The sequence below is a fragment of the Collinsella sp. AM41-2BH genome, from assembly GCF_003468085.1.
In the GTDB taxonomy this organism is placed as follows: Bacteria; Actinomycetota; Coriobacteriia; order Coriobacteriales; family Coriobacteriaceae; genus Collinsella.
The window spans coordinates 446-5,326 of the sequence record NZ_QSGH01000034.1; the positions used below are offsets into that span (position 1 = coordinate 446).

General features: G+C 55.6%; 5 protein-coding genes. All 5 read right to left on the reverse strand.

What is annotated here, in order from left to right; genetic code table 11:
- Positions 1 to 139 precede the first annotated feature (139 nt).
- Complete coding sequence (locus DW899_RS10225) at positions 140 to 1,255, reverse strand: SIS domain-containing protein (RefSeq protein ID WP_117801026.1); 1,116 nt, start codon at positions 1,253 to 1,255, stop codon at positions 140 to 142.
- Positions 1,256 to 1,449: 194 nt separating this feature from the next.
- Positions 1,450 to 2,163, reverse strand: a complete 714-nt coding sequence (locus DW899_RS10230; protein ID WP_117801029.1) for a GntR family transcriptional regulator — start codon at positions 2,161 to 2,163, stop codon at positions 1,450 to 1,452.
- Complete coding sequence (locus DW899_RS10235; protein WP_117638247.1) at positions 2,148 to 2,915, reverse strand: GntR family transcriptional regulator; 768 nt, start codon at positions 2,913 to 2,915, stop codon at positions 2,148 to 2,150. The genes DW899_RS10230 and DW899_RS10235 overlap by 16 nt, the downstream gene beginning before the upstream one ends.
- Before the next feature lie 38 nt (positions 2,916 to 2,953).
- On the reverse strand, positions 2,954 to 3,442 hold the full coding sequence (locus tag DW899_RS10240) for a hypothetical protein (RefSeq protein WP_117640898.1): 489 nt from the start codon (positions 3,440 to 3,442) through the stop codon (positions 2,954 to 2,956).
- Positions 3,443 to 3,857: 415 nt separating this feature from the next.
- Positions 3,858 to 4,796: an AEC family transporter gene (locus DW899_RS10245; protein ID WP_117801032.1), complete on the reverse strand. Its 939-nt coding sequence runs from the start codon at positions 4,794 to 4,796 to the stop codon at positions 3,858 to 3,860.
- Positions 4,797 to 4,881 lie beyond the last annotated feature (85 nt).

Consider the following 4,881-nt stretch of genomic DNA (forward strand, 5'->3'; position numbering starts at 1 on the left):
TCTCGTAGAGCGCCTTGCCGTCCTCGAGGTAGCCCTCCTGGTCGAAATGCATGATCTCGATCTTCTCGGTTTCCTTCATTTGTCTCTCCTTTCTGGGGTTGTCTCCACATCCCCCATGCCAACGGGCATCAAAACCCGCTTACATTCCGTAACACTCGGCCGCTTTGGCCTTAAGCGCATTGACTGACTCTTCGTAGCCCTCCGCCTTAACCTCCATCTGTTTGGAGACGGCATCGAGATACGGGTGTACGTCCCATGACTTCAGACGCTCGGCGATTATGGCCGCAATCGTCTGGAAGAACACAAGATTGGGAATTGCGCTGAGCAGCGGAGCCACCTGAGGCACCGCAACCTCGTGAGCCCTACCCCTGGGATGGGCCGTGAGCAGCACCGTTTTTGTCGTAACGTTCGATAGCGCATCGGCGATATTCGCAAGACGCTCCGACCCCTGCGGATCGTCGACGATAAACACGTGGTAGCCTGGGGTTATCTGCATCTCGGGACCGTGGACGAACTCCTCGCCCTCGTGATGCATGGCAGGAATCTTGATGGTCTCGCTCAGCTTGAGGGCCGCTTCTTCGGCAACGCCATAGTTGGGGCCGTTGCCGACGACCATGGCGGGCATGTGCTCAGAAAGCTCGAGCATGTGGTCTTGGACATATGCCTCGGCGATCTTGCACATCACGGCATTGGCCTGGATAGCCTCGCGCAGGTCGTCAAGACGCTGGGCAACGCCCTTGGCGTCAATCGTTCCGCGCGCCTGGCCGCCGTAAATACCAAAGAGCACCAGGTACTCAACGAGAACCTCGACGCCCAGAGTCACAAAGTCCACCGACTCGACACCCACACCGTAGTCAAGAACGATGTCAGCGTGTTCCTTGATGGGTGCCTCGACGTTTGCCGTGAGCGCAACTGCAGCCATATCGTGCGCGCGCATGTAATCAAGAGCCGCGATCGTATTGGTCGAATAGCCGCTCTGCGAAACGGCAATGTTGAGCGCATGCTGCGGATAGGTGTGCTCAAAATCGACGAAGGCCTCGGGCGTCACAACGGACACCTGCATTTGCAGGGTATCTTGCAGGTAATCGCGGGCGCAATCGGCGGCATGGCGCGACGAACCCGAAGCAACGATGCGCAGCGCGTCAAAAGAACCGGACTGGAAAATATCAACGAGCTGCGCTACCAGCTCAGACGAACGCTCGAGGTTCTCTCCCATACGCACATGGGCAAGCTGAACGTAATCGAGCATCTTCATCGTCTCACCTCGTAATAAATCATTAGTATTTGATACCAATCACAGTTACAGGTTACGGCTTTTTGATACCTCTTTGTCGATTAATTTATCCCCATCGGCGAACGGTTGATTTTGAGCCATGTAAGGTTGTATATGCAGTTTGCTCAACGAATCAAAATTCCGTCAGCTTTTCAGCCCGTTATGCTAAAAACCAGCTAGTACGTATAGGTATATCCACCCGCATCACCGCGGTTAAACGACTTGACGTACTCGATTGCCTGGCCGCTCGCATCGAAGCTCACGCACTCAAGCGTCAAGGCAAGATCGCCCTGCTCCAGTCCAAGCAGACCGGCATCTCGCGCGCCCAGCGCTTCGATATCGAGCTTTTCCTGTGCCATGACCGGCTTTCGGCCCAACATCTCATAGGTCTCGTACAAACTGAAGACCGACACGTCAATATCTTCGATTGTGGGAAACAGCAGGCACGGGATGAACGCCATCTCAATCGATACGGGATCGCCGTTGACGCAGTTCAAACGCCGAATCGAATACAGTAAATCGTCCTCGGCAATGCCAAACAGGTTGGCATAATATGGACCCGCATAACGCTTGGAACGCGCGAGGATGCGGACGGACGGCTCGCCGCCCGAAGCACGAACTGATTCGCGAAAGCCTCCCGTTCGCTCGTAGGCAACGGGCACTTTCTGTGCCACAAACGCGCCCTTTCCGCGGACGCGTCGAATCTGCCCACGCCGAACCAGCTCATCGACAGCGCTTCGGATGGTCAAGCGCGTCGTACCAAATTCCTCGGCGAGGTCTTTTTCGGACGGAATCATGGAACCCGTGGGATATATACCGCGCTCGATACGCTCCTCGATGCGGCGTCGAATGCGCATATAAACCGGGGCGGCATCTACTGTTTCAGCCATTGTTCACCTGCCACGCTCCTCATGCCGTTCTTCTCGCCGTTATCGGCAAAGCGGAACTTTGTGGGCAAAATCACCGATTTGCAATGCTCCACAAAACGCATGTCCTTATCAAATTCTATCGTGCTCTCATAGAACACCGGCGTTCCCTCTTCTTGCTGGAGCAACTCGGCCTCTTCGGCGTTCAAACGCGAGATGGAGATATGCTCACGTCCATGCTCAACGCGCACGCCGCCTTCTTTGAGCAAGACATCGTAAAGGCTCTCACACTCAAAATCGTGATCGGGAAGCGAGGGGCACAGGGACAGGTTAACGTGAGCCGTCTCAATTGACGCCGGCTCGCCCTCAATAAGTCGAACACGCTGCATGCGGAGCAAAGGAGCGCCTACAGCAACCCCAAGCTTGTCGGCAAGCGCCTCATCCGCCTCGATGGCCCCGGTGGAAACCAGACGAGAAGAGGGGTGCAGGCCGGCAGTCCGCACAGCATCGGAGAAGTTATACGTTTCCTGAAAGATATTGAGCGGTTTGGGAGGACACACATACGTACCCGATCCGCGACGGCTCTCGAGCGTTCCACACGAGATGAGCCGCGTGATACCGGCGCGCAACGCCGTACGCGAAACGCCAATCTCTTCGCACAGCACGCGCTCGGCCGGCAGGCGATCGCCGCCGGCAAGCTGATGGTGCTGGATATACCAAAGAATCCCCTCAACAGCACGATCTTTGGGGGGAATTGCATAAGATTCGCCTGCCATTGCACAGACTCCTCGTTCAGAAACGTATGTCGCCAAAATTAGGCCAGACCACCCATGGCATCAAATTCGGCCTTGATCTTCTCGGCGACATTCCGATACGACTTATACAGGCTTGAATCGCGTTTGACTTCATCGGTCATAACGGGAATCTCTAGTTTGGAAACCTCGTCTTTTCCCGTCTGAACCGCCACAACAACGCCCATACCAAGACACATATTACGCTTGGCTGCGTTCATTTTTGCCGCCTTAGCGGGATTTGCCAGAATACGCTGGGCAAATTCCTGTTTAGAGACCGCTTCATCGGCCTCCGGATCGCCCGCCTCGGCCACTTCGCACTGCAACACGTCCGCATAGTCAAAAATCTTCGGCTCGCCGCCGCGCTGATGTACGGCCCACTTGCGACGCGTGGCATCCTGGTAGATAGCCGGCAAAAACGTAAACCGCGGCGGGTCCAAAATCGTATCCGTGATGGTAAACACATCGGGATCAAAGGCATCCTGCGGGTTTTTCTTCTTGAACAGCCCCATATCAGCCTCTCCTACTAACATTTAACAACTAAAGCTGAATATAGCACCAATTTCAAGCCGCCACCTCACCCTATCGGTACGCGGCGTCTATGGCTCGCCCAGCGGAAGAGTTCACGGACGAGGGCCGGGGAGGCATACTTTGTTTTGAGAAGTGGGCTTCGCGAACTTCTCAAAACAAAGTATGCCTCCCCGGCCCCGGCAACGTATCGTAGGCTGACCAAAGTAAGATATACAGTTTCCAAAGCCGCAACAGCAACAGCCCCATCACATTAAAAAATATCAGCGCCGCAGATCGAAACGGTCGAGAGGGCCGCCTCCGGGCGGGTTGCCTTGCTCCGGGAAGTTCGCGAAGCCCACTTCCCCGGACAAGGCCATCCCGCCGGGCAAGGCCCCAGCGCGAGACCGTCCCGGATGCCTACCCGCACAGCGTGGCTACGAGCGGGATAGTCAGAATGGAGCAAATGATCGACAGAAACGTGCACTGCATCATGGGGCGTGCATCCTTACCGTATTGAAGGCAGTACAGCGTACCGTTGCTGCCCACCGGCATTGCCATCTCGAGCACAAGCGTCGCGATAAACATGGGCGTCATGCCGGGCCACAAGCGCGCGACGGCAAGACATGCCACCGGCACGACAACCAGGCGAAATGCCACGGCAGCATAGGCACGCCAGTTGGTGAGCATCTCGAGCGGACGGTACTTGGCGATAGACGACCCCATGAGCAACAATGCTGCAGGAGTGGTCATGGTGCCAACGATGGAAATCGAGTCGCCCAGCACGCCCCAATCGGTCCATCCGGTGAGCACGATCCCAAGCACAACAGTACTTGCAATGAGACCAGGACTCTTGCAGCAGGCGGCAATATTGCGCATCTGCGTTTTAAGGCCACCACCTATTCCGCTAAATAACATAACGCCGACGGTAAACATAAGAATGTTTAGGGGGATAAGCGCAATCGATGCATACAACAGCGCTTGTTTTCCCAACACCGCCGAAATAACCGGAAAACCGATAAACCCGGCATTACCGAAAAGCACGGCGAAGCGATACGAGCATTCCGTCCCTTTGGGAACGCGAAGAGCAGCGGTGACGGCAAACGCAATAACGATCGCCACCACATACATCACAAAGGACAGACCCATGAGCGAAAACGTATCGGCAATGCTCGGAAGCTTCACATCATCGCCCAGCGCTGACGAAAGCACCAAGCACGGTAGCGCCACCTGCAGCAGCAGATGCGACAGCTCGCGCTCGAACTCCGCTTTCATAAACCCCAGCTTGGCGATACACCACCCCAACAAAATAGGCAGCGAAACCGTCAACATCTGAAGCGCCACACTCGTAAAGCTCATGCTTCCCCCTTATCTGTTCCACGAGGGCCGGGGCGCCTGTCTTGTTTTGAGAAGTGGGCTTCGCGAACTTCTCAAAACAAGACAG

Excerpts from the sequence above, each read along its gene's own strand:
- DW899_RS10225 (WP_117801026.1), bottom strand. The coding sequence starts at position 1,255 with ATGAAGATGCTCGATTACGTTCAGCTTGCCCATGTGCGTATGGGAGAG.
- DW899_RS10230 (WP_117801029.1), bottom strand. The coding sequence starts at position 2,163 with ATGGCTGAAACAGTAGATGCCGCCCCGGTTTATATGCGCATTCGACGC.
- DW899_RS10235 (WP_117638247.1), bottom strand. The coding sequence starts at position 2,915 with ATGGCAGGCGAATCTTATGCAATTCCCCCCAAAGATCGTGCTGTTGAG.
- DW899_RS10240 (WP_117640898.1), bottom strand. The coding sequence starts at position 3,442 with ATGGGGCTGTTCAAGAAGAAAAACCCGCAGGATGCCTTTGATCCCGAT.
- DW899_RS10245 (WP_117801032.1), bottom strand. The coding sequence starts at position 4,796 with ATGAGCTTTACGAGTGTGGCGCTTCAGATGTTGACGGTTTCGCTGCCT.